The sequence below is a fragment of the Gordonia jinghuaiqii genome (assembly GCF_014041935.1).
GTDB classification, from domain to species: Bacteria; Actinomycetota; Actinomycetes; order Mycobacteriales; family Mycobacteriaceae; genus Gordonia; species Gordonia jinghuaiqii.
The window spans coordinates 4,972,335-4,993,428 of sequence record NZ_CP059491.1; the positions used below are offsets into that span (position 1 = coordinate 4,972,335).

Here is a 21,094-nt window from a genome sequence, read left to right on the forward strand (position 1 = left end):
ACACACCGCGGCCACCCGACGCCGAGTGAGGACCCGTCCATGTCACGAATCTTCCACCTTGCCCATCTGACCACCACCGATGTCGAGGCGATCGACAAATCCGATGCCGTGGTGGTCCAGCCCATCGGCGCCGTCGAACAACACGGCCCGCATCTCCCGCTGATCACCGACGCCATGCACGCCGAGGTGATCACCACCACCGCCGTCGAGAGCCTGCCCGACGACTGCAACGTGTGGGTGCTGCCCACCCTGCACTACGGCAAGTCCACCGAACACCTCGGCCGGAGCGGGACCATCGCGATGTCGGCGTCGACCCTCATGTCGGTCTGCCTGGATCTCGGAGAGTCACTGGCCGCCAGTGGTTTCCGCAAACTGGTGTTCGTCAACGGCCACGGTGGGCAACCCGGGTTGCTCGATGTCGTCGCCCGCGACATCCGCCACCAGACCGGACTCGAGGTCTTCCCTGTCATGCCGATGCGCTTTCCCTCGCCGCCCGAGGTGGACCGCTCGCACGACGATTTCGACATCCACGGAGGCTACGGCGAAACGTCGATCATGATGGCGATCGCGCCCGAACTGGTCCGCCACGAACGGGCTTTCGCCGACGGACAGCGCGCGGCCCGGGAGTTCGCCCGGTACAAGCACCTCACGCTTGAGGGCACCTTCCCCACCGCCTGGCTCACCGACGACATCTCGCGGTCGGGCACGGTCGGCGACCCGACCCACGCCAATGCCGATGTGGGCAAGAAGATCCTGGCCTCGGCGGCCGGGCACCTCGCCGAATCCCTCCTGGAGGTGCGCTCGTTCAGTTTCCCCGCCCTCGACGCGCCCGCCGCCAGCCCGTCATGACGCGCAACTCCTGGACGTTGTCGCCGACACACGCCGACCTGCGCAGACCCCCGGCGTCTGCCACCCCCCTCACGCTGGATGCCGAACCCAGCGCGCTCACCCTCGACCTCGGCCGCACGGCGCTGCTCGTCGTCGACATGCAGAACGATTTCGTCGCCGAGGGCGGATGGCTCAACCACATCGGCGTCGACGTGTCGGGTGCCGCCGAGGCGATCACCACCCTCGACGCGGGCCTTCCGGTCCTGCGTGATGCCGGCGTGCCGGTCATCTGGCTGAACTGGGGCAATCGGCCCGACCTGGCCAATCTGCCGCCGGGGGTCCGCCACGTCTACGACCCCGACGGTTCCGGCGGTGGCATCGGGGACCGGGCAGGCCGCTCGGAAGCCGTTCTCACACAGGGCAGCTGGGGAGCGGCGATCACCGAGTCGCTGCACCCCGACCCCCGGGACCTGTTCGTCGACAAGTACCGGATGAGCGGGTTCTTCGACACCCCGCTCGATTCCGTACTCCGCAACCTGCGCGTCGACACCCTCCTGTTCGCCGGGGTGAACGCCGATCAATGCGTGTACGCCACGCTGACCGACGCGGCGTGCCTGGGATACGACGTCATCATGCTCAGCGATGTCGTCGCGACCACATCGCCCTCGTACTGCATGGAAGCCACCACCTACAACGTTCGTCAGTGCTACGGATTCACCGCCCTCTTCTCCGCACTGATCGCCAGAATCGAGAAATCATGACCACCGCACCTGTCCTGCACGCCATCACCGACCTGACGGCGTACAAGATCAGCCCGGACGACACCGTCGTGCTGGTCGTGCTGTCCGGACCGAAGACGTCAGGATCGTCGACGACGGTCTGTTTCGAGATCTGGGAACCCGGCGGGTCGCAACCGGACAACTCTCACGCCGACTCCACCGAGACCTTCGTGGTCCTGCGAGGCGGCGGGACGGCGCACAGTGACGAACACGCCGTGGAACTGACGGCCGGTTCGGTGATCGTGTTGCCGACCGGTTCGGTGCATCGCATCGTCAACACATCGGCGACGGACAAGATGTATGCCCTCACCGTGATGGAGAACGACGGCGGCTTCGAGGATCTCATCCTCCGTGGCACACCGACCCCACTGGCCGCCGACGACGTGGCCGTGCTGGCGGCAGCCGGTCCGCTGGGGGCTCCCCGAGAGTGAGTACGAACATCGCCGACGACGTGGTCGGCACTCACAGTCTCGTCTCGTCCCCGGACACGGTGATGTGGGGCGAGCTCCCCTGCGCCGGTGACTCCCCGGTGGCGGCGATGAATCCCGGCGAGACGATCACCATCGACACGGTGAGCCACGAGGGAATCCTGCCCGACCAGGGGAGTGACCCGCTCGAGTTCTTCGCCCGCTTCGGTGTGCCGGCCCGCGAGGTGCTCCCCGATGCGGTGGAGACCGCGGCCGCCGTCCCCCGCGCGGACCAGCTCGGTCCCCACGTCGTGACCGGACCGATCGCGGTGCACGGTGCGGTCCCGGGAGACCTGCTGGCGGTCACCGTCGTCGACCTCCGGCGTCGCGCCGACTACGGCATCGTGTCGTCGCGACACGGCAAGGGCGCACTGCCCGAGAGCTTTCCCGACGGCTTGTCGACCAGTGTGTTCTGCCGCGCCCAGGGTGACGTGGGGTTCCTGCCCCTGGCCCAGGACGAATCCGCCTATGCCGGTGGCGGCCGGTCCATCCGGTTCCCGCTGCACCCCTTCCTCGGCCTCATGGGTGTGGCGACCGAGGCGACCCTGCGGCCCCACTCGACGCCGCCGGGTCTCTACGGCGGCAACCTCGACATCTCCCACCTCGGTGTCGGCGCCACGCTCTATCTGCCGGTGCAGGTGGCCGGCGCGCTGCTCTACGTCGGCGATCCCCACTTCGCCCAGGGGGATGGCGAGGTGGCCCTGACCGCGTTCGAGGCCCCGCTGCGCGCCACCCTCCACGTGGACGTCGTGGAAGGCGGGGCGCGGGCCACCAACAATCGCCCGTTCGCCGAGACCGCGGAACTGCTGATCAGTATCGGGCTCGACGAGGACCTCGACGAGGCGTGCCGCGAGAGTGTCCGTGGTGCACTGGACCTCCTGGTGCACCGATACGACATCCCTCGGCATCTGGCCTACGCCTACCTCAGTGCCGCGGCCGATGTCCGCATCTCGCAGGTCGTCGATCAGGTGAAGGGATGTCACGCGGTGATGCGCAAAGCCGACTTCCGAGAATGGTCATGAGCTCGGGTACGGCCGCCGGCACGGAAGCTGTTCCGGATTGGTTCGTGGTGCGCGACTACGGTTGCGGGGTCCACCTGATCTCCGAACCGTGCCACGTCAACAGTTATCTCATCGTCGGCGCCGAGCGCGCACTGCTTTTCGACACCGGCCTCGGAATCGGCAACATCCACGCGCAGGTGCGCCGGATCACCGATCTACCACTGGTTGTCGTCAACTCACATCATCACTTCGATCACCGGGGTGGCAACCAGCACGTCGACGCCGAGGACTTCCTCTGCCACCGGTCGGGGGAGTCCCTCTACCGTGCGGTCCCCGACGACGAACTGCGCGACTATGCCGTGGGCGCCGAGCAGATGCTGGCCGTGTACAACGAGTTCCGCGCTCTGGACAAGGTGAAGTTCTTCCTCAGTCCAGATGACCTCACGATGAGACCGTTGCCCGATCTGCGGTCGTGGGCGATTCCGGCGACACCACCGACACGAGGAGTCGATCACGGCGATGTCATCGATCTCGGCGGGCGACGACTCGAAGTGCTGCACACACCCGGCCACGTCCCGGACTCGGTGTGCCTGTGGGAGGCCGACACCGGTTTCCTGTTCTGCGGGGATACAGTGCTGACCACGACCTACTGGGCCCACTACCCGGAGAGCGACGTCACGATGTTCGCGGCCTCACTCAAGGCGCTCGCAGCACTTCCGATCACGAAAGCCTTTGTCGGACACAATCTCGTTGCCGACGTGGACGCCGCATATGTCGCACGGGTCGCGGCCGCGTTCTCCCGCGTGGCGGCCGCACCCGGATGCGGCGAGGTCGTCGACGGTCCGCACGGCGCGACTGTCCGTCGTACCGAGGGACCCGGCTTCGCGATCCTCAGCGCGCTCTGACCAACGCTTGTCGGACTATCCGAACGCCGTGACATCGTGTGTCGGCGGAGCGCCGCCACCGTCCATCGACCGGCTCGCCCGCACACGCCCGATCATCGCGTCGGCGACGGTGCCGGTGTGGACCTGGGTGTCCTGGAACAGCAGCTGATCGGTCTTGGCCCGCCGGAAGTAGTGGTGCAGCGGGTGCTCCCAGGTGAATCCGATGACGGCCTGCGCGAAGTCCCTGAGCAGCACCACGACGGAATCGAAACCTCGGCGAACCATGGGAACCGCTGGACCCGAGACTCCCCGCGCGCGGTGGGAGGTCACCTGGCGGCCGTACCCGCCGAAGGCGGCTTCGGCATACTGTTCGGTGACTCTGCTCTTCGACTCCGGAGGTTCCCGTGGCCAGTGGCCTCGTCGCCCTGCTCGACGACATCGTGACCCTCACCAAAGTCGCCGCGGCGTCCCTCGACGACATCGGGGCGGCTGCCGGTAAAGCCAGCGTCAAGGCCGCCGGTGTCGTGGTCGACGACACGGCTGTCACCCCGCGGTACGTCGACGGGTTCACCCCCGATCGCGAGCTGCCGATCGTGCGCAAGATCGCCATCGGCTCGATCCGCAACAAGCTGCTGATCATCCTGCCGATCGCGATGATCCTGAGTCAGTTCCTCCCGCAGGCGCTGCCGTACCTGCTGATCGCCGGTGGCCTGTTCCTGTGCTTCGAGGGTGCCGAGAAGGTCTGGGAGGCGGTCGGCGGTGGTCATCACACCGAGGAGACGACGGTCGACCGGAACGGTCCCGAGTTCGAGAAGACCATGGTCAGCGGCGCGATCCGTACCGACCTGATCCTGTCAGCCGAGATCATGGTGATCTCACTGTCGTCGGTCGAGTCCGAGCCGTTCTGGACGCGGCTGGCCGTCCTCGTTGTCGTCGCCTTCCTCATCACCGCCCTCGTCTACGGCGTGGTCGCGATCATCGTCAAGACCGACGACGTCGGTCTGGCGCTGGCGCAGCGCGAGTCGACGCTGAGCCAGAAGGTCGGCCGCGGTCTGGTGACCGCGATGCCCAAGATCATGTCGACGCTCACCATCGTCGGTATCGCCGCGATGCTGTGGGTCGGCGGGCACATCCTGATCGTCAACGTCGGCGAGGCCGGCTTCCATTGGCCCGCCGACCAGCTCCACCACCTCGAGCACTGGTTCGAGGAGCTCGTCCACGGCGGCTTCGGCGGGGTCCTGTCCTGGACCGCGGGCACCATCGCATCGGCGGTCGTCGGTCTCGTCGTCGGTGCCCTCGTCGTGGCGATCATGCACGTCATCCCGAAGCGCAAGAAGAAGCAACCCGCCGCCCATTGACCTGGCCTCTCCCCAGATCGAAGACCGACGTCGCACGCGACGTCAATCCGACGCTGCGACGTCGATCGAGGTCGAATGTTCAGACTGGTGTCGCACGCGACGTCATTTCGCGGGCAGACAACCAACTGACCCACCCCGGTGAGCGCTCGGGCCGAGGCAACGGGCACGCTCAGAGATCGTGAGCACCTGGGAGCTGTTGGCCGTCCTCGTCGCGGGCGTCGGAGCCGGCGCGATCAACGCGGTTGTGGGTAGCGGCACGCTGATCACGTTCCCCACGCTCGTCGCCTTCGGCGTGCCGCCGGTGACCGCGACGATGTCCAACGCGATCGGTCTGGTCGCCGGCGGCGTGTCCGGCACCTGGGGTTATCGCCGTGAACTGGCCGGGCAGTGGCCCCAGTTGCGCTGGCAGATCCCGGCCTCGTTCGTCGGCGCCCTCGTCGGTTGCTGGCTGCTGCTGCATCTGCCCGAGACGGTGTTCGAGGCCGTCGTCCCGGTCCTGCTGATCGCGGCCCTGGTTCTCGTGGTCGCGCAGCCCCGGATCCAGAAGTGGGTCGGACGTCGATCCGTCACCACCGGCGAGCTCGTCCGCCCGCACCTGAGCGCGGTCCGCATCGCCCTGATGGTCGCCGGAACATTCGCGGTGGGCATCTACGGCGGCTACTTCACCGCTGCCCAGGGCATCATGCTGATGGCGATCCTCGGCATCGTCGTACCCGACCACATCCAGCGGATGAACGCCGCCAAGAACCTGCTGTCACTGGTCGTCAACATCGTTGCCGCCGTCACCTACACGCTGGTGGCGTTCGACCGCATCGACTGGTCTGCTGCCGGGGTCATCGCCATCGGCTCGCTGGTCGGCGGTGTCGTCGGCGCACGCTATGGTCGACGCCTGTCGCCCCGCGCCCTCCGCGCGGTGATCGTGATCGTCGGGCTGATCGGGTTGTGGCGCCTGCTGGGGTGAGCTCGGCGGGCGTGGAGAACCGCTGCAGCGCAACGGTCTTCAGAACTGCGATCTGCGTGCGGGTCTGCACACGCCCGCTGGTGACTTCATTTCGGTTCCGTCGAATCCGCACACGTTCACGCTGCTCGGCGCACAATGACCGGTGGTCGGTCGGATCCGAGGAGTTGCGATGGTCGATTGGGATGGCGATCGATACGCCGACGTGAGCGCACTGCAGCGCAGGGTCGCCGAGGAGTCGATCGGTGACCTCGAACTCGTCGGGAACGAACGCCTACTCGACGTCGGTTGCGGCGACGGGTTCATCACCATGCTCCTCGCCGATCGTCTCCCGTCGGGTTCGGTTGTCGGCATAGATGCTTCGCATCGGATGATCGAGCGCGCACTCGAGCGTGTGGCCGCCGACAACCTGCGCGTGCAGTTTCATGTCGACAACGTCCTGGCGTTGCCGTTCGACCACGACTTCGACATCGCCGTGTCCTTCAACGCCCTGCACTGGGTGTCCGACCAAGGTGCCGCTCTCCGTGGAATCGCACGGAGCCTCGACCACGGAGGGCGTGCGGTCCTACAGATGGTGTGCGCCACGGAGCGCCCCAGCATCGAGGATGTGTTCATGGAGGTGGCGGCAGACGAGCACTGGCGCAGGTACTTCGACGACTTCGTCGCACCCTACGTCCACGTCGAACCGGCCCACTTCCGCGAACTGGCTGTCCAGGCAGGTTTCACCGTGGATGACCTCTCGGTCAAAGACGTTCGCTGGCAGTTCGATTCGGTCGCCGACTTCCGCGCCTGGTCCACGGTGGGGGCATCGGACTGGACCAGCCGGCTTCCGCCATCGGAGGTCGACGGCTTCATCGGCGCGGTGGTGGCGCGCTACGAGGCGGTCATCGGGGAGCCTGCCGTCATCCGATTCAGCCAGCTGCGTGCCTCACTGCGAACCGATTCCCGAGGCGCCGTTGCGACCCCCACCAGCGCTCCCTGATCCGGCAGAACTCCCACCTCAGGGAGCCGCGGGTCAGGGAGCAGCGGTCGGGTCAGCTCACTACGGGATGTAATTGAACGTGTCCGGGTCCGGTCCGATCCGCTCGTCGGAGTTGAGCCCGTCGATCTGGGCGACCTCGTCGTCGGAGAGCTCGAAGTCGAAGAGTGCGAAGTTCTCTTCGACGCGCGACCGCGTGACCGACTTGGGGAAGACGATATCGCCGCGCTGGATGTGCCACCGCAACGTGACCTGGGCGGCCGAGCGGCCCTTGCCCTCGGCGATCTTGGTGATCACCGGATCGTCGACGACCTTGCCCTGCGCGATCGGCGACCATGCCTCGGTCGCGATACCGTGCTCGGAATTGAACGCGCGCAACGCATTCTGCGACAGGTAGGGATGGACCTCGATCTGGTTGACCGCGGGGACCACGTCGGCCTCGTCGAACAGCCGCTGCAGATGCGACTGCTGGAAGTTGGACACGCCGATGGCGCGCGCCTTGCCGTCGGCGTATACCTTCTCCAGCGCCTTCCAGGTCTGCACGTAGTCCCCGACGTCCGGGAGCGGCCAGTGGATCAGGAAGAGGTCGATCTGCTCGACGCCCAGGTCGGCGAGGGTCTGGTCGAACGCCTTCAGCGCGTCGTCGTAGGCATGGAAGCCGTTGTTGAGCTTGCTCGTGATGAACACCTCGTCGCGAGGTATGCCCGATTCACGGATGCCCTCGCCGACACCCTTCTCGTTGCCGTACATCTCGGCGGTGTCGATGTGCCGGTAGCCGACCTCCAAGGCCGTCGACGTCGCCGCACGGGTGTCCTCCGGCGGGACCTGGAACACACCGAAACCCAACTGCGGGATGGTGATTCCGTTGTTCAACGTGATGTTCGGGACTGTCATGAAAGTGTCCTTTCCTCGGGGTCGCCGATTCCTCTGGGTCGCCGATACAGTGTGCGACGTAGGGGCCGATGAGTGGCTTACCCGAAATCGGCGCGACCATGCCCAGGTTCAAGGGACGGCGGCCGGTGAGATATTCCGGCACCACTTCTCACCTGCATGTTCGGCCTGCATTCTTCGGCCCGCCCGGCCGGTCAGCCCTTGCGCGGGAGGCGACGCTCGCGTTCCTCGGCGAGCTGCATCTCCTCGAAGTCGGCAAGCCGGTCACGGGCCGGCTCGCCCAGCTCCTTCACCACCAGCGAGATGAGCAGCTCGATGAGGATGAATCCGTGGGCCATCGAGTCGAACGGGCCGGGCCCGGTGTGGCTGGTGGTCAGGACAGCCGCTGCCTGCGAGGCCAGCGGGGACAGGTAGACATCGGTGATCAGCACCAGTTCGGCGCCACGCTCGGCAGCTCGCAGGCCCCATTCGATGGTGGTCTGCTGATATCGCCGGTAATCGAACAGCACGGCAACGGTGCGGTCGTCGACGTCGGTCATCGCGGCCATGCGGTCGGCGGAGCTCGCCGGGACCAGCACCACGCCCGGTCGCAGCATCCGCAGATACTGGTGGAGCTCGGCGGCGAGAACCGAGGTGAACCTGCCGCCCAGGAGCATCACGCGACGGTCGGCGTCGGCCAGCGCCGCGACCGCGACGGCGAGGTCGTCCCTGGAAAGATTGTTGATGGTGGCGCGCACGCCTTCGGTGTACAGAGACGCGGCGTCGGCGAGGACGGAGTCCCCCGCTGACCCGTTCCCCGCATCGTGCCCCGAGTTCCCGGGGGCCGGGTAGACGGTGACCGGAGAGAACAACCGCGTCTGCACCTCGTCGCGGAGTGCCTCTTGGAAGGCCCCGTACCCGGCGAAACCGAGCTTGCTCACCAGCCGCAGCGCCGTCGGCGCAGACACCTTCGCCTCGGCGGCGAGCTGCGCGATGGGCACCAGCCCCGCGGTCGGATAGCCGTCGGTGAGCGCCGCGACCACTCGCAGCTCTCCGGGCGCCAGGGAACCGCGCACCTGACGGATGCGCTGCGCGACAGTCCCCTCGAGCGGAGCGCCCTGCGTCATGATCCGGAGTCTAGTGGCCGTGCCTGCCCGCAACGGCGTCTGCGGTCTATGGGTACGACAGCGGCCGGCATGCGCACCGGTCCCGGACAGGTCAAGAGTCCTCGTACCCGAAACAAACGTTTTACCTATTACGCCTACACAGACCTACGTAATGGATGTAACGTCGGCACTGCATCCCGGTTCAGCTCACCCAGGAAGTAGCGATGACTCTGCACAACAGCCCGGCACCTCCCCCCGCCACCGCGTGGGGCCCACCCCCGGCTCCCCCCTCAGCGGACCGATGGTCCGATCTCATCCAGCACGACCGCGTTCACCGCACCCTCTACACCGACTCCACGGTCTTCGACGAGGAGATGGTGAAGATCTTCGGCGGCCAGTCCTGGGTGTACCTCGCCCACGAGTCCCAACTGCCCGGACCGAACGCATTCGTCTCGATCCGGATGGGCCTGCGCCCGGTGATCGTCACCCGAGACCGGCGTGGCGGACTGCACGCGATCTTCAACCGGTGCGCCCACCGCGCGGCCACCGTCTGCCGTGAAGAGTCCGGCACCGCCAAGAGTTTCCAGTGCCCGTACCACGGATGGACCTTCCGCAACACCGGCGAACTCGTCGGCGCACCGTGGCCGCAGGGTTATGGCGAACTCGACAAGGAGCGGTTCGGTCTCACCGTCGTCCCCCGCGTCGAGAGCTACCGCGGATTCATCTTCGGCACCATGAACGCCGACGCACCGCCCGTCGACGAGTGGCTCGGACACGCCCGCACGTGGCTCGACTACTGGATCGATCGCTCCCCCACCAGCGAGGTCGTGGTCAAGTCGGCGGCCTTCCGGATGGGTTACCGGGGGAACTGGAAACTCGCCTTCGACAACGCGGGCGACGGCTATCACCCGTCCTTCTCCCATCGATCCCTGCTGGAGATGGCATCGCGGATGGGTGATGCCAAGGACATGTCCTACTTCGGCAGGACACCGGACGACGGACCGATGAAGGTGTACTCACTGGGCAACGGCCACAGCGTGATCGACCAGCGTCCGGTGTACGAGGGACCGGGCAGCTTCTGGGCCAACCAGCGCCCGCAGCCCGGCCGCGAGCGTTTCGAGGAGCAGGTCCGCGCCGAGCACGGCGACGCCGCCGATACCCTGCTCGACCTGGCGATCGGCGCGCAGATCAACTTGAGCATCTTCCCCAACCTGCTGATCATCGGCAACCAGATCCAGGTCGTCGAGCCGCTGGCCGTGGACAAGACGCAACTCACCTGGCATGCCACCTCGATCGGGGGTGTCCCCGACATGATCAACACGATGCGCATGCGGTCCCAGGAGGATTTCCCCGCCTTCGGCGAACCCGACGACCAGGCCAATTTCGAAGAGGCACAACGCGGTCTGGCCGCCCCCGAAGCCGAATGGGTGTTCATGAACCGCGGACTCGACGCCCCCGACTGGCAGAGCGTGGAACACGACGGCGTGATCCGCACCGCGGTCACCGACGAGATCCACATGCGTGGCTACTACGAGGAGTGGCAGCACCGGATGCGAGGAGCGAACCGATGAACCTCGACCGTCTTCCCGACGCGTACACCGACACGTCGTCGTTCTCCTATCACGTCGACGCCGATTGGTACGACGAACTCGACCGGTTCCGGCAGATCCTGTCCGACGACTGGCCGACCGCCCCGATGACCGATTGGTATGAGGCCCAGTCGTTCCTGATCGATGAGGCACGACTCGTCGACAGCGGTCGATTCAACGACTGGCTGGATCTGTTCACCGGGGACAGCCTGTACTGGGTGCCCGTGACCGCCGGCGGCGGCGACCCCCGCCGCGAGGTCAGCCACGCCTTCGACGACCATCGCCGCCTCACCGACCGGGTGTACTGGCTGCGGACGGGATTGGCCTACAGTCAGCTGCCGCCGTCGCGGACGCGGCGCCTGCTCACCAACATCGAGAGCCTCGACCACCCGGACGGTCTCCGATATGTGCGCTCCAACTTCGTCATCCACGAGATGCGCGCGGGCACCGCGAAGACCTACACCGGCTGGTATGGGCACGTGCTGCGAAAGACGCAGGACGGATGGCGGATTCGGCTCAAGTCGGTCAATCTGATCGATTCCGAGCAGTACCACGAGAACCTGACCCTGGTGTTCTGACCATGAACGCAGAAGACGGTTCCGGAGCCGGCGACGCCGGACTCGCCGATGTCGTCCGGACCCTCACCGCCGAACTGGAGTTGCTGCGTGTGCGGGTGGGACGCATCGAGCGCGAGATCGCGACGACACGCCCGCTCGTCGCCGCCGTCCGCGGCCTCGACATCTGGGACTACACCCCGTACGGCGTGCACCCGGGCAGTGACTGGGTCGCGATCGATCGCGCGGCCGCGGCCGAACTCCTGGCCGCGCTGGCCGGGGTCGACCACTGGCAGCCGTGGTCCACACCGATCGAGGCGAGGCCGCAACCATGAACCGTCGCACGCTCACAGTCATTGCCCACGTGGACAATCCGTCGATCGGTGTACTGGCGCAGGCCGCCGACGAAGGTGGCTGGACGATGTCGGTGATCGGCCCCTTTCGTGGGGACCCGCTACCCGACATCCACCAGCTCGAGGCGCTCGTCGTACTCGGCGGCCCGCAGAGCGCCTACGACACACAGGCTCACCCGTATCTCGTCGACGAGGTGCGCTACCTGCGTGACGTCCACGCCCGCGAGGTGCCGATCCTCGCGCTCTGCCTCGGCTCGCAGCTGCTCGCCGACGCTCTCGGCGGTCGTTCCCGCCCGGGCGACAGCGGATTGGAATGCGGTTTCATCGAGGTGACCGCGAGTGGCGCGGAGTCGACGTTGACCGGCCGGTTCTTCTCGTTCCACTCCGATTCCGCCGACCCACCTCCCGAAGCCGAGGTGCTGGCCCGCAGTGACCGGTACCTCCAGGCGTGGCGGCTGGGGACGTCGACGGCCATCCAGTTCCATCCCGAGTTCGACAGGCCGGGCATCGAGGCCCTGCTCACTCTCGAAGGACCCAAACTGCGACAGTTCGGCGTCGACGTCGACGCCGTCCGCGATTCCATCCCGACCGACGGCCCACCACCCGGCCGCCGCCTGCTCGACGCCTGGCTCGACGCCGTGCCGGTGCGAAACCCCGTCCGCCCCTGACCATCTGTTTCCGTCAATCCCAGTCCCGCTCCAGCTCACCGTTCAACCCGAGGAGATTCCAGTGACCGCAGCGAAGTTCGTCGAGAAATACGATCTGTATCGCCCTGAAGACCACCGTGCGGCAGAGCACGCCATCGACACGATCAACCGTGAGGGCATCGAGGTCGTCCGGGTGGTCTGGCCCGACCAGCACGGTCTGCTGCGCGGAAAGGCACTCACCGTCCCCGCGTTCCTGGCGGCCATGAAGGCCGGCAACGAGATCACCATGGCGCCGTTCTTCTTCGACACCGCCAACGCCATCGTGTTCAACCCGTTCAGCCCCGACGGCGGCTTCAGCTTCGACGGTCTCGGCGGCAGCCCCAACGTCAAGATGGTGCCCGACCCGGGCACCTTCACCGTGCTGCCCTGGGCGCCGAAGACCGCACTCGTCTTCTGCGACCTGTACCTTGCCGACGGCCGTCCCTTCCCGCTGGCACCACGGACCATCCTGAAGAACACGCTCGCCGAGATGGCGTCGAACGGCTACAAGCTGGTCGCAGGCATCGAGATGGAGTGGTATCTCACCAAGGTCGTCGACGACGGCCTCGGCACATGTTCCCTCGGCGCGCCCGGGTCTCCCGCTGACCCGCCGACCGTGGCGCCGGTGGCCCGCGGCTACAACTACCTCCTCGTCGACCACCTCGACGAGGTCGACGACATCCTGCGACCCATCCGGAATGCACTGTCGGACATGGGCTTGCCGATCCGGTCGTTCGACGACGAGTGGGCCCCCAGCCAGATGGAGACCACCTTCGACATCCTCGACGGACTCGCGGCGGCCGACGCGGCAGCACTGTTCCGCACCGCGACCAAGCAGATCGCCAAGCGCAACGGCCACCTGGCGTCGTTCATGTGCACGCCCGCCATCGAGGGGTTCTACGCCAACGGCTGGCACCTGCACACCTCGATCGCCGACCGGGAGACCGGGGAGAACCTGATGGTGCCCACCGACGACGCGCCGCTGTCCGAGCTGGGTGTCCACTATGTCGGCGGCACACTCGAACACGGGGCGGCGGCCTCGGTGTTCACCACCCCGACGATCAACGGCTACCGCCGCCGCCGGCCGTACTCGCTGGCCCCGGATCGACTGGCCTGGGGACAGGACAACCGGGCGGCGATGATGCGAGTCATCAGCGCGCCCGGCGACGTGGCCTCCCACGTGGAGAACCGCGTGGGCGACTCCGCCGCCAATCCGTACCTGTACATCGCCTCCCAGGCGGCTGCCGGTCTCGACGGAATCCTCAATCGCACCGACCCCGGTCCCGTCAGCGATGACCCGTATAGCGCCGACGTCCCCCAGCTGCCGGGTTCACTCGCCGAGTCGATCGACGCGCTCGAGCAGGATTCGTTCTTCCGCAAGGCCTTCGGAGACGGATTCATCGATTACCTGGTCACCATGAAGCGCAGCGAGGTCACCCGATACGACGCCTGGGTCGCCGAGAACCCGGACGAGTCGACGTACGTCAACGGCGTGACCGACTGGGAGCACCGCGAGTACTTCGAACTCTTCTGAGTTCGGAACACCCGATTTCGTTGCAGTAGGTAGGGATAGAGGAGTTCCGTTGCCCACCATCACGTTCATCAGTCCCGACGGCACCAAGCACCAGCTGGAGGCGAAAGCCGGTGCCTCCGCGATGGAGACGGCCGTCAAGTTCGGCGTGCCCGGTATCGTCGGGGAATGCGGAGGCGGGTTGTCGTGCGCCACCTGTCACGTGTTCGTCGAACCCGACGACATCGACCGCACCGGCAGGGCCGAGGACTTCGAGGAGGAGATGCTCGAGGACGCCCTCACACCGGCCACCGAGTGCAGTCGCCTGTCCTGTCAGATAAGGATGACCGATGAGCTCGACGGCCTGATCCTGACGATCGCCCCCGAGCAATGAGCGGGCGCATCCTGATCGTCGGCGGCGGCGAGGCAGGTCTCACCATCGCGGTCACCCTCCGCGAACTGGGTCACACCGGAGAGATCTGTCTGGTCGGCGCGGAACCCTTCTCTCCCTACCAACGCCCCCCGCTGTCCAAGGAGTACCTGACCGACGGCGGCGACCCGGCATTCCTCCGGGCCCCGGAGTTCTACGCCGCCAACGACATCCGGTTGGTCACCGGCCGGAGCGTGACGTCGGTCGAACGCCACGCGGAGGGTGGTGCCGCGACCCTCGACGACGGCACCGTTCTCGAGTTCTCCCGGCTGGCCCTGGCGACCGGCTCGACACCCCGACGGTTACCTGTCCCCGGGGCCGGCGCCGACGGGGTCGTGGCACTCCGCACCATCGACGACGCCCACGTCATCCGCGCCGGCCTCGAACGTGCTCGCGACGTGGTCATCGTCGGCGGCGGGTTCGTGGGGCTGGAGGTCGCCGCCGCCGCACGGGCGCGGGGCGCCGCGGTCACCGTCGTCGAGGCCGCCGATCGGGTCCTGGGTCGCGTTGTGGCCGAACCGATGTCGACGTTCGTGCGGCGACACCACGAGGCAGCGGGAATCCGGATCGAGACGGGTCGCGGTGTGACCGGGATCGGCGAGACCGATGGTCGTGCCGACGCAGTGCTCCTCGACGACGGCGAGGAGGTTCCGGCCGACCTGGTGATCGTCGGGGTCGGAGCGGTCCCGGTCACCGATCTCGCGGTGCAGATGGGGTTGCAGTGCCGGCCCGGCATCGTCGTCGACGATCATGCCCGGTCCAGTGATCCCGGGATCGTCGCGGCCGGCGACTGCGCCGTGCAGCCACACCCGCACCGTGAGGGGGATCTCATCGGCATCGAGTCGGTGAACAACGCCACCGAACAGGGCAAGGTGGCGGCCCACTCCCTGCTCGACATGGAACCCCCGGCGCGGGGTGTGCCATGGTTCTGGTCCAACCAGGGGGCGTTGAAGATCCAGATCGCCGGGATCTCCGACGGTCACGACCACTACGTCATACGACGCGGTGCCGACGACAGACTCACCGTGCTCTACTACCGGGCCGGGCTGCTCATCGCCGGCGACACCGTCAACGATCCGCGCGAACACATGGCGATCAAACGTGCCCTCGCACAGGGTTCCACCGTCGACCCGGCCGTCGCCGGGGACACGAGCGTGCCGCTGAAGTCGCTCGTCACACCGGCGGCCGGAAGCGGGGTCCCGGCACCTCGCTAAGATGCCGGAGTAACCAGCGTCGGAGGAGGTCGTTCATGTCTGGCCGAGTGCTGGCGTTGGTACACGATGTGTCACCCGGCAACCGGGTGTCGGTTCTCGGAACCCTGGGGCCGGCATTCGAGCAGCGCGGGTTCGGTGTCGACATCCACGACGTCGCCGACCCGGGACCGGCACCCTCTCCCGAGGACTACGACGCCGTCTGCGTCACAGGCTCGCCGGAGTCCGTCTACGACGATTCCGTGTCCTGGATCGGCGCCGAGGCTCGCCTCGTCGGCGCCGCGGTCGACAGCTCGGTCCCCGTTATGGGTGTCTGCTTCGGCTCCCAGCTACTGGCAACAGTCCTGGGTGGGACCGTGCGACGCAGCGAACAGCCCGAGCACGGGTTCACCTGGGTGCGGTCCACCCGCCCCGACCTGGTCTCCGACGGCCCCTGGTTCGAGTTCCATCACGACACCGTCACTGTTCCAACCACGGCCGAGGTGATCGCCGAGAACGACGCCGGGGTTCAGGCCTTCGTCTCCGGACCGCACCTCGGTGTGCAGTTCCATCCGGAGATCACCCCGGACTGCTTCTCGTCCTGGCTCACCGGGTTCGACGGCGCCCGAAGCGATCTCGGCGACGACGGTGTCGATCTGGATCATCTCGCCCACGCGATCGCCGGTGACGCGGACGTGGCTGCACAACGATGCGACCAGCTGGTCGAGCGGTTCCTGGACCACGCCGGGCTCACCGCCGCGCGAGCGAGGCCCGGCGGGCCCCGGAACCCGCGGTGATTACCCGCTGCCCATACTCCGCTGCAGGTCAACTCACTTCGCCCGCACGGTGTCCGGCGTCCCCCAGCCCGCACCCGTTCCGTCGACGTGCTCGACCTCGGATTCCCACGGCACCCTGTACTCGCCGCCGACGAGATCCTGCATGAACGTATAGGGACAATCGCGCGCGCCGCCCTCGACCGCGGTGTAACCGCGGTGGCCGAGTTGGTAGATGTTGTTCTCCACGCCCCAGGTGCGTCGTGCGTCGTCGGCGCGTGAGGGAACCACCTCGGCGGTGACGACCCGGTCGGGCTTGCCGTCGCCGGAGACGAGGACGGTGCCGTCGACGTCGCACACCATCGCCTCGCCCTGCGACCAGATGTTGTTCGCGTCGGGTCCGGCCAACGCGACCGATGCGGTGTAGGCAAGGTTGTGGAAGGCATTGGACTGGTTGGTGATCCGCCACGAATTCTGGATCGGATATGTGTAGCCTGCTGTGCGCAGGATGACGTTGGCACCCTTGTACGCCGCCTCGCGCGCCATCTCCGGCAGCATGCCGTCGTGGCAGATGATCAGCGCGAGTTTCGATCCCGACGGCCCATCGCACACGGGTACGCCGAGATCACCCGGCGCCCAGGGTTCCGCGGGCACCCAGGGATGCATCTTGCGGTAGTAGAGCTGCTCCCGGCCCTGATCGTCGATGATGATGCCGCTGTTCCACGGTGCGCCGTCGGGGTTGCGTTCCATGATGGAGAAGCAGCCCCACACCCCGGCCTCGCGGCAGGCGTCGGCGAGCACCGTCATCTCGGGCCCGTCCCGGTCGCAGAGAAGCTCGTCGTCGAGCCAGGTGTCGGGATCGAGACCGTTGATGCTGTACTCCGGCATCACCACCAGATCCACTGTGGGCATGGCCTTCTTGGCGCCGATGACGACCCCGGCGAGACGTTCCGCCGTCGACTTCAGGTCGCCGGGCTCGGTGATGGTGGGTACGCGCGCCTGCACGAGCCCGAGCACGAGTGCACCGGGCGAGGGGTTCAGACCGTCGAGTCCCGTCATCGGGTGACCTCCTGTGTTGCAGCAGTTGTGGGGAACGAGAGTTCGGGCCACCGGTCTGCCCACGGGCGCGCGCTCTCGAAAGCGGCCGCGGCACTCAGAACGGCGGCGTCGCCGAGATGCGGTCCGACGATCTGCATCCCGATCGGCAGGCCGTCGTCGGTGAATCCGGCCGGTACCGACACCGCCGGCTGCCCGGTCATGTTGAACATGCCCAGAAAGCCCATCCAGCTGCCGGAGTTCACCATCTGCCCGTCGATGAGCTCCGGACCCTGCGACCCGACGGGGAAGGCGGGCACCGACAGCGTCGGGGTCACCAGCAGGTCGATGCCGGACATCACCTTCCACATCTGGTTGACCAGGCGCTTGCGTCCCATCTGCGCGTCGGTCAGGTCCTCGGCAGTCCACGGGCGGGTGAGCAGCTCGACGAGGTGCGGCGACATCTGTCCGCCGTAGACGTCGACCAGCCGGCGCATGCCGCTGAGGTCGGTGTCGGCGAGCACGAGCGGCCAGAAGTGCGGACTCGGGTCGTCGATCACCGGATCGATGGGAACGACACGAGCGCCCAGTGACTCGAAGACCTGCACTGCTTTGCCGACGGCGTCTCGAACCCGACGGTCGATCGTGAAGAGACCGAAATCGGCGGTGTAGCCGATCGTCTTACCGGTGACCGCCGCTGCGATCGCCTCCTCGGACACGCTTGCGCGCCAGTCGACGTCGCCGGCCGGCAGCGAGTGACGGTCCCGCGGATCGGGGCCCGCGATGACCGACATGAGCAGCGCGGCGTCGGCGGTGGATCTGGTGATCGGGCCGATGTGTTCGAGTGTTTCCCAGCTGGACACGCCCGGATATCGCTCGTCACGACATCCCGGGTACAGCGGGACGCGACCCATCGACGCCTTGAATCCGACGAGTCCGCACAACGACGCCGGGATGCGGACGGAGCCACCGCCATCGCTGCCGAGTGCCAGGGGCGCCATGCCGGTGGCCACCGCGACACCCGAACCCGCCGACGACCCGCCCGGGGTGAGCTCGGGATTCCACGGATTCCGCGCGGCAGGTGACACCGGGCTGTGACCGACGCCGCTGTACCCGAACTCGGGAACGGTCGTCTTGCCGAGAATGACCGCACCCGCGTTCTTCACCCGCTCGACGACGACATCGTCCTCGGCGGGCACCCAATCCCGGTACGCCACCGACCCGTTGCGGGTCGGCACCCCGGCGGTGGCGATCAGGTCCTTCACCGCGATCGGCACGCCGGCGAGCGGACCGAGGTCCTCACCGCGGTCGAGCGCGGCATCGACGGCGGCGGCCTGCAGCCGGGCGGACTTGTCGGTCAGCTCGACGAATGCGTGGAGCCGGTCGTCGAGAGCGTCGATGCGTGCCAGGGCCGCCTCGGTGACCTCTACTGCGCTGACCGCCCGGGATCGGATGAGCCCGGCGAGTTCGGTGGCCGTCGTCTGGTGTAGCTCAGTCGCCGGCAATGTCACGGGGTGACCTCGATGGTCTCCGTGGTCCGGGTGTGGTCGACCGCACCGCGCCGGGTCGGGGCGATCAGCTCGATGAGGAAGTATGCCGCTGCGGCACAAACCATTCCGACAACCGCTTCACTGAGCTGCGGCGCCCAGTGATGCACGGCGTAGGCGCAGGCGGCGCCGATGATCCACGCGGCGAAGGGCTGCGTGCGGAAGGAAACGGACTCGCGGGTGGCGGCCCGGCGGGTGACCAGCTGGTCGACGATCAGCACGGCGCCGATGGAGGGCACGAAGATGCCCAGCAGGTTCAGCCATGTCGGGAAGTGGCTCCAGACACCGGCCAGTGCGATCGCCAGACCGGCAGCACCGAGGATGAGCGTGAGTACCCGCATCTTGGAACCGACGAGCTGGCTCCATCCGACGGCGCCGTTGTACAGGCAGTGCGCGCAGACAGATCCGAGGTTGACGAAGACGAAGAAGACCGCGAGAACCGTCAGGATCGGCCCGTGGTCGACGAGGATCGGCAGGAAGTCGCCGCCGTCGGTGGCGGGATTGAGAGCACCGCCGGCGGCGACGATGAGCGCACCGGTGAGCATGGCGATCAGGTTGGCGACCGGGAACGCGCTGAACGTGGCGATCACAGCCTCCTTGCCGCCCTTGGACCAGCGGGTGAAGTCGGCGGTCATGGTGCCGGAATCGATGAAGCTGGCAACCACGATCGTGACCGCGGCACCGATGGACAGCACGGTGGCGTCGGTGGCGCCGCCCTCATAGGAGGCGACGGCACCCCAGCCGTTGTCGCGGGTGACGAGGTAGATCGCGACCACGCCGAGTGCGACGAACAGTGGTGCGGCGATCATGCCGATCACTGTCAGCGCCCGGATGCCGATGAACGTCACACCGATGTAGAGCACACCGGCGATCAACACGATCAGGGTCTCGTTCCACCCCAGTGAGGTGTTGAGAGTCGCTCCGGTGAGGCCGGTCTGGAAGGCGAACCACCCGATGACCACGGTGGCGAGGAAGCCGGTGACGATCTTCGATCCGTGACGGCCGAAGGTCTCCGCGGCGATGAGCGCGAAGTTCTTGCCCGTCTTGCCCGCGAGGTAGGACAGCGCACCCACGTACCCGAAGAGCACCGCGTTGCCCAGGACGATGGCCAGGATTCCCTTCCAGAAGCCGAGGCCGTAGACGATGGTGCCGCCGAAGATGGCGCAGGTCAACACCATCGGGAAGCCGAACCACACCGCGGAGACCGACAACGTGGACCGTCGGTGCGACTGTGGGACCGGGGTGTCCTCGAACTCCGACTCCAGGTGTAGCGAGTTCTGTTCCGCCTCAGCGGAACGTGCAGTGGTTGTCATGAGGCACTCTCTGGGGTGATGGCCGCCGGGACGGCAGCCGGGACGGTTTCTCGCGTCGCCGATGACGCTGAAAGGGATGACACTGAAAGGGATGACACTGTGGCAGATGGCCCGGTGGGAGATGACACCGAAGGTGACACCGGGGGTGATGCGGTCGGTCGTGGGGGACGGAAGGAGTAGCCCGCGTCGACGAGGGCGGAACGTAGTTCGGCGAGCAGGACCGGTGCGTCGGGGGTGTCGCTGTGCAGGCACACGGTCCGGGCGTCGGCGCCGTCGAGCGCCGACAGTTGCGCGAGGGTTCGCGCGATCACCTGGTCCGGACCGCCTATGAGTTCGGCAGTGCGGTCGTACATCTGGACACTCCCGTTCCGGTACGGCCGGTCGGCGAACACCTCGATCATCGTCGACAACCCGCTTTCGGTCGCGGCGGCGTGCAGGGCCGATTCGGGTAGGACGTAGAGGATCAGCGAGGGGTCGAGCTGGTTGACCGCGGCGCACACGGCTTCGGCCAGGCCCCGGTCGCGGTTGGCCATCATGTAGAGCGACCCGTGGAGCTTCACGTGTTGCAGAACGCTTCCCCGCACGCGCACAAAGGCTTCCAGCGCTCCCACCTGGAACACGCAGAGGTCGTGGGCCTCCTGTGGCGTCGTCGGGATCTCCCGCCGACCGAATCCGAGGCGATCCGGGAGCCCCACGTGGGCGCCGATGGCCACGCCGTGGGCGTATGCGAGGTCGACGCTGGTCCGCATGACCGCCGGGTCGCCGCCGTGCGCACCGCAGGCGATGTTGGCCGAGGTGATCATCGGCATCATCTCGGGGTCGGCGCCGTAGGTGTAGACCCCGAAGCTCTCGCCGAGATCGGAGTTGAGATCGATGACGGTCAT

The 21,094-nt window shown here is 67.1% G+C and carries 23 protein-coding genes; 16 read left to right on the top strand and 7 right to left on the bottom strand.

The window, feature by feature from the left end; translation table 11 throughout:
* Positions 1-39: 39 nt before the first annotated feature.
* From H1R19_RS22145 to H1R19_RS22165, 5 genes are read left to right on the top strand one after another with little or no spacing between them, the layout of a single operon-like run.
* Entirely contained in the window at positions 40-849 is an 810-nt protein-coding gene (locus H1R19_RS22145; protein ID WP_219850174.1) for a creatininase family protein, read from the top strand.
* The gene (locus H1R19_RS22150) at positions 846-1,589 is read left to right on the top strand and encodes a cysteine hydrolase family protein (RefSeq protein ID WP_188328433.1); all 744 of its coding nucleotides are present in this window, start codon (positions 846-848) and stop codon (positions 1,587-1,589) included. The genes H1R19_RS22145 and H1R19_RS22150 overlap by 4 nt, the downstream gene beginning before the upstream one ends.
* Complete coding sequence (locus H1R19_RS22155) at positions 1,586-2,038, top strand: cupin domain-containing protein (protein ID WP_188328434.1); 453 nt, start codon at positions 1,586-1,588, stop codon at positions 2,036-2,038. Before H1R19_RS22150 ends, H1R19_RS22155 begins: the two co-directional genes overlap by 4 nt.
* Positions 2,035-3,096, top strand: a complete 1,062-nt coding sequence (locus H1R19_RS22160; RefSeq protein ID WP_244970802.1) for an acetamidase/formamidase family protein — start codon at positions 2,035-2,037, stop codon at positions 3,094-3,096. Before H1R19_RS22155 ends, H1R19_RS22160 begins: the two co-directional genes overlap by 4 nt.
* A complete protein-coding gene (locus tag H1R19_RS22165; protein ID WP_219850175.1) occupies positions 3,093-3,980 on the top strand; it encodes an MBL fold metallo-hydrolase in 888 nt (295 codons plus the stop codon). The genes H1R19_RS22160 and H1R19_RS22165 overlap by 4 nt, the downstream gene beginning before the upstream one ends.
* Positions 3,981-3,995: 15 nt before the next feature.
* Here H1R19_RS22165 and H1R19_RS22170 read toward each other — a convergent pair whose 3' ends face one another.
* The gene (locus H1R19_RS22170) at positions 3,996-4,217 is read right to left on the bottom strand and encodes a hypothetical protein (RefSeq protein ID WP_244970803.1); all 222 of its coding nucleotides are present in this window, start codon (positions 4,215-4,217) and stop codon (positions 3,996-3,998) included.
* A 146-nt stretch (positions 4,218-4,363) separates the two neighbouring features.
* Between H1R19_RS22170 and H1R19_RS22175 the strand changes: the two genes are divergently transcribed.
* The 3 genes from H1R19_RS22175 to H1R19_RS22185 all read left to right on the top strand — a co-directional run bounded on the left by H1R19_RS22175 (position 4,364) and on the right by H1R19_RS22185 (position 7,257).
* Positions 4,364-5,317 (top strand): DUF808 domain-containing protein, encoded by a 954-nt coding sequence (locus H1R19_RS22175; protein ID WP_219850176.1) that lies wholly within the window; start codon positions 4,364-4,366, stop codon positions 5,315-5,317.
* Between the two features lie 178 nt (positions 5,318-5,495).
* On the top strand, positions 5,496-6,278 hold the full coding sequence (locus tag H1R19_RS22180; protein WP_188328437.1) for a sulfite exporter TauE/SafE family protein: 783 nt from the start codon (positions 5,496-5,498) through the stop codon (positions 6,276-6,278).
* 169 nt (positions 6,279-6,447) lie between these two features.
* On the top strand, positions 6,448-7,257 hold the full coding sequence (locus H1R19_RS22185) for a class I SAM-dependent methyltransferase (RefSeq protein ID WP_219850177.1): 810 nt from the start codon (positions 6,448-6,450) through the stop codon (positions 7,255-7,257).
* 60 nt (positions 7,258-7,317) lie between these two features.
* Here H1R19_RS22185 and H1R19_RS22190 read toward each other — a convergent pair whose 3' ends face one another.
* Positions 7,318-8,148 carry an aldo/keto reductase gene (locus H1R19_RS22190; RefSeq protein WP_219850178.1) on the bottom strand — a complete coding sequence of 277 codons (831 nt, stop codon included), beginning with the start codon at positions 8,146-8,148 and terminating at the stop codon, positions 7,318-7,320.
* 191 nt (positions 8,149-8,339) lie between these two features.
* Complete coding sequence (locus tag H1R19_RS22195; protein WP_188328440.1) at positions 8,340-9,251, bottom strand: MurR/RpiR family transcriptional regulator; 912 nt, start codon at positions 9,249-9,251, stop codon at positions 8,340-8,342.
* 203 nt (positions 9,252-9,454) lie between these two features.
* Between H1R19_RS22195 and H1R19_RS22200 the strand changes: the two genes are divergently transcribed.
* From H1R19_RS22200 to H1R19_RS22235, 8 genes are all read left to right on the top strand, one after another.
* The gene (locus tag H1R19_RS22200) at positions 9,455-10,801 is read left to right on the top strand and encodes an aromatic ring-hydroxylating oxygenase subunit alpha (RefSeq protein WP_188328441.1); all 1,347 of its coding nucleotides are present in this window, start codon (positions 9,455-9,457) and stop codon (positions 10,799-10,801) included.
* On the top strand, positions 10,798-11,397 hold the full coding sequence (locus H1R19_RS22205) for an aromatic-ring-hydroxylating dioxygenase subunit beta (protein ID WP_219850179.1): 600 nt from the start codon (positions 10,798-10,800) through the stop codon (positions 11,395-11,397). The genes H1R19_RS22200 and H1R19_RS22205 overlap by 4 nt, the downstream gene beginning before the upstream one ends.
* Before the next feature lie 2 nt (positions 11,398-11,399).
* Positions 11,400-11,708 carry a hypothetical protein gene (locus H1R19_RS22210; RefSeq protein WP_219850180.1) on the top strand — a complete coding sequence of 103 codons (309 nt, stop codon included), beginning with the start codon at positions 11,400-11,402 and terminating at the stop codon, positions 11,706-11,708.
* Positions 11,705-12,394, top strand: a complete 690-nt coding sequence (locus H1R19_RS22215) for a type 1 glutamine amidotransferase (protein ID WP_219850181.1) — start codon at positions 11,705-11,707, stop codon at positions 12,392-12,394. The genes H1R19_RS22210 and H1R19_RS22215 overlap by 4 nt, the downstream gene beginning before the upstream one ends.
* 61 nt (positions 12,395-12,455) lie before the next feature.
* Positions 12,456-13,946, top strand: coding sequence for a glutamine synthetase family protein (locus tag H1R19_RS22220; RefSeq protein WP_219850182.1), 1,491 nt, complete (start codon positions 12,456-12,458; stop codon positions 13,944-13,946).
* Between the two features lie 49 nt (positions 13,947-13,995).
* On the top strand, positions 13,996-14,316 hold the full coding sequence (locus H1R19_RS22225; RefSeq protein WP_188328446.1) for a 2Fe-2S iron-sulfur cluster-binding protein: 321 nt from the start codon (positions 13,996-13,998) through the stop codon (positions 14,314-14,316).
* Complete coding sequence (locus H1R19_RS22230) at positions 14,313-15,566, top strand: NAD(P)/FAD-dependent oxidoreductase (protein ID WP_219850183.1); 1,254 nt, start codon at positions 14,313-14,315, stop codon at positions 15,564-15,566. The genes H1R19_RS22225 and H1R19_RS22230 overlap by 4 nt, the downstream gene beginning before the upstream one ends.
* Positions 15,567-15,601: 35 nt before the next feature.
* Positions 15,602-16,339, top strand: a complete 738-nt coding sequence (locus H1R19_RS22235; protein WP_188328448.1) for a type 1 glutamine amidotransferase — start codon at positions 15,602-15,604, stop codon at positions 16,337-16,339.
* A 33-nt stretch (positions 16,340-16,372) separates the two neighbouring features.
* On the opposite strand, the gene H1R19_RS22240 is transcribed toward H1R19_RS22235, so the two are convergent.
* Genes H1R19_RS22240 through H1R19_RS22255 form a run of 4 tightly spaced genes read right to left on the bottom strand, consistent with a single transcriptional unit; the run spans position 16,373 to position 21,094 of the window.
* Positions 16,373-17,374, bottom strand: coding sequence for a formamidase (locus H1R19_RS22240; protein ID WP_188328449.1), 1,002 nt, complete (start codon positions 17,372-17,374; stop codon positions 16,373-16,375).
* On the bottom strand, positions 17,371-18,861 hold the full coding sequence (locus H1R19_RS22245) for an amidase (protein ID WP_219850184.1): 1,491 nt from the start codon (positions 18,859-18,861) through the stop codon (positions 17,371-17,373). The genes H1R19_RS22240 and H1R19_RS22245 overlap by 4 nt, the downstream gene beginning before the upstream one ends.
* Positions 18,858-20,210, bottom strand: coding sequence for a cytosine permease (locus H1R19_RS22250; RefSeq protein ID WP_219850185.1), 1,353 nt, complete (start codon positions 20,208-20,210; stop codon positions 18,858-18,860). Before H1R19_RS22250 ends, H1R19_RS22245 begins: the two co-directional genes overlap by 4 nt.
* The gene (locus H1R19_RS22255; protein WP_219850186.1) at positions 20,207-21,094 is read right to left on the bottom strand and encodes a 5-oxoprolinase subunit PxpA; all 888 of its coding nucleotides are present in this window, start codon (positions 21,092-21,094) and stop codon (positions 20,207-20,209) included. Before H1R19_RS22255 ends, H1R19_RS22250 begins: the two co-directional genes overlap by 4 nt.

What these genes read in the sequence shown, in the direction of transcription:
- H1R19_RS22145 (WP_219850174.1), top strand. Translation starts at nt 40, where the DNA reads ATGTCACGAATCTTCCACCTTGCCCATCTGACCACCACCGATGTCGAG.
- H1R19_RS22150 (WP_188328433.1), top strand. Translation starts at nt 846, where the DNA reads ATGACGCGCAACTCCTGGACGTTGTCGCCGACACACGCCGACCTGCGC.
- H1R19_RS22155 (WP_188328434.1), top strand. Translation starts at nt 1,586, where the DNA reads ATGACCACCGCACCTGTCCTGCACGCCATCACCGACCTGACGGCGTAC.
- H1R19_RS22165 (WP_219850175.1), top strand. Translation starts at nt 3,093, where the DNA reads ATGAGCTCGGGTACGGCCGCCGGCACGGAAGCTGTTCCGGATTGGTTC.
- H1R19_RS22185 (WP_219850177.1), top strand. Translation starts at nt 6,448, where the DNA reads ATGGTCGATTGGGATGGCGATCGATACGCCGACGTGAGCGCACTGCAG.
- H1R19_RS22190 (WP_219850178.1), bottom strand. Translation starts at nt 8,148, where the DNA reads ATGACAGTCCCGAACATCACGTTGAACAACGGAATCACCATCCCGCAG.
- H1R19_RS22195 (WP_188328440.1), bottom strand. Translation starts at nt 9,251, where the DNA reads ATGACGCAGGGCGCTCCGCTCGAGGGGACTGTCGCGCAGCGCATCCGT.
- H1R19_RS22200 (WP_188328441.1), top strand. Translation starts at nt 9,455, where the DNA reads ATGACTCTGCACAACAGCCCGGCACCTCCCCCCGCCACCGCGTGGGGC.
- H1R19_RS22205 (WP_219850179.1), top strand. Translation starts at nt 10,798, where the DNA reads ATGAACCTCGACCGTCTTCCCGACGCGTACACCGACACGTCGTCGTTC.
- H1R19_RS22210 (WP_219850180.1), top strand. Translation starts at nt 11,400, where the DNA reads ATGAACGCAGAAGACGGTTCCGGAGCCGGCGACGCCGGACTCGCCGAT.
- H1R19_RS22215 (WP_219850181.1), top strand. Translation starts at nt 11,705, where the DNA reads ATGAACCGTCGCACGCTCACAGTCATTGCCCACGTGGACAATCCGTCG.
- H1R19_RS22230 (WP_219850183.1), top strand. Translation starts at nt 14,313, where the DNA reads ATGAGCGGGCGCATCCTGATCGTCGGCGGCGGCGAGGCAGGTCTCACC.
- H1R19_RS22235 (WP_188328448.1), top strand. Translation starts at nt 15,602, where the DNA reads ATGTCTGGCCGAGTGCTGGCGTTGGTACACGATGTGTCACCCGGCAAC.
- H1R19_RS22240 (WP_188328449.1), bottom strand. Translation starts at nt 17,374, where the DNA reads ATGACGGGACTCGACGGTCTGAACCCCTCGCCCGGTGCACTCGTGCTC.
- H1R19_RS22250 (WP_219850185.1), bottom strand. Translation starts at nt 20,210, where the DNA reads ATGACAACCACTGCACGTTCCGCTGAGGCGGAACAGAACTCGCTACAC.
- H1R19_RS22255 (WP_219850186.1), bottom strand. Translation starts at nt 21,094, where the DNA reads ATGACCGTCATCGATCTCAACTCCGATCTCGGCGAGAGCTTCGGGGTC.